Below are 1602 nucleotides of genomic sequence, written 5' to 3'. Positions count from 1 at the left end.
GGCGACCGCGGGCGCCGCCGGTTCCCGCGCGTCGCCCTCGCCCGCAAGGCCGGGCACCGCTTGCGGGCCGGCGGGGACGGTCGAGCCGCGGACGATCAGTTCCGGGGCCAGGTACAGGATCTTCACCGGGCCGCCGTCGGTCCCGATTCGCTCGAGCAGCAGGTTGGCCGCCTCGGTGCCGAGCTGGTAGTGCGGGAACCGGACCGTCGACAGCGGCGGGCGCAGCCGGTCGATGAACGGCATGTCGTTGAAGCCGATGATCGACACATCCTGCGGGCAGCGCACGCCGAGCTCGTCGAACGCGCCGTAGCAGCCCACCGCGAGCATGTCGTTGCCCGCGACGATGGCGGTGAGCTCGTCGTTGCCCTCGAGCAGCTCGCGGCCGCAGCGCAGGCCCTCAGCCAGCGACAAGGCAGTCGCGTACACGACCTGGCTGTCGTCGACGGGCAGGTTGTGCGAGTGCATGCTGTCGCGGAACCCGCGCAGCCTGGCGAGGCCGGTGGAGATGTCCTGCGGGCCTGCGATGTGCCCGATCCTGGTGTGCCCGAGCGAGGTCAGGTGCGCCACGGCAGCCCGCACGCCCTGCTCGTTGTCCACGGACACCGAGGAGAAGGGGTAGCCCTCGGCGGTGCGGTTCATCAGCACGACCGGCAGGTCGGCCTCGGTCGCCTCGTTCAGGATGTCGCTGTGCAGCGTCGCCGTCGCCATCACGAAGCCGTCGACGTGCCTGGCCCGCATCTGGTCGAAGACCATCCGTTCGCGCGCTGCGTCGCCGTCGGTGTTGCCGATCAGCGCGACGTAGCCGTGCTCGGCGAGCCGGTCCTCGAGGCCGCGCACGATCGGCGGGAACAGCGGGTTGTTCAGGTCGGGGATGAGCACGCCGACGGTGTGCGAGCGCCTGGTGCGCAGCGACCTGGCGACGGGGTTGGGCCGGTAGCCGAGCCGCTCGGCCGCCTCGGTCACCCGGCGTGCGGTTTCCTCGCTGACCAGCAGCCGGGTTCCCGGGTTCAGGGCCCGGGACGCGGTTGCGGGGTGCACGCCCGCCGCGGCCGCCACATCCCGCAGCGTTGCGGGCCGGTCGGACAAGGCAATCACGCTCCTTCTTTCGCTGGCGCGTCACTAATCCGCGCCCTTCGCGGCAAACCCTGGATCGGGAGAAGGAAAACGATGTCCCAGCGCCCCGTTACCAACAGTACAGCCTGGTAACACGCGCGACCAGGACATTGGCCCAGCGGTGAGACGCCGGAGGCCGCGGGTGGACCGGATCCTGGCAGCCAACCCGCTTCTTGCTGTTATACGCCTGGAGCGGGACGGCTGATTGGCGGTGTGGCCCACAAGAGCGAATCTAGTGTCGCTGTGGGCCACACCGCCAGCCCCCGCGTTGCCCCATGCCGGGTGGGGCACTACCGGGTGGGGCACTAAAGGCCGCGGGTGGCAGAGATGACGATGACCCATGAGTGGCCGCGACGGGCGCCGTCGGCGGCCGCCGTCGACAAGGCGGTACGCGACCAGGTGACGCGGTAGTTCGGCAGCAGCGCGCCGAGGAGGTGCGGGCGCCGCGCGCCGCGGCGAGGCCCCCGCGGGCTCGCCACCGCCTGGAGC

2 protein-coding genes are annotated in these 1602 nt (G+C 71.3%); both read right to left on the bottom strand.

The window, feature by feature from the left end; all coding sequences use genetic code 11:
• The coding region (locus tag WA805_RS31540) for a LacI family DNA-binding transcriptional regulator (protein ID WP_425244168.1) at positions 1 to 1086 on the bottom strand (1086 nt) is incomplete at its 3' end.
• 332 nt (positions 1087 to 1418) lie between these two features.
• A partial coding sequence (locus WA805_RS31535) for a hypothetical protein (protein ID WP_425244167.1) occupies positions 1419 to 1602 on the bottom strand: 184 nt, incomplete at its 5' end.

This window comes from Trebonia sp., assembly GCF_049794275.1.
Lineage (GTDB): Bacteria > Actinomycetota > Actinomycetes > Streptosporangiales > Streptosporangiaceae > Trebonia.
Note: the sequence above shows the minus strand (reverse complement) of the source record. Positions and strands in the feature narration are given on the sequence as shown.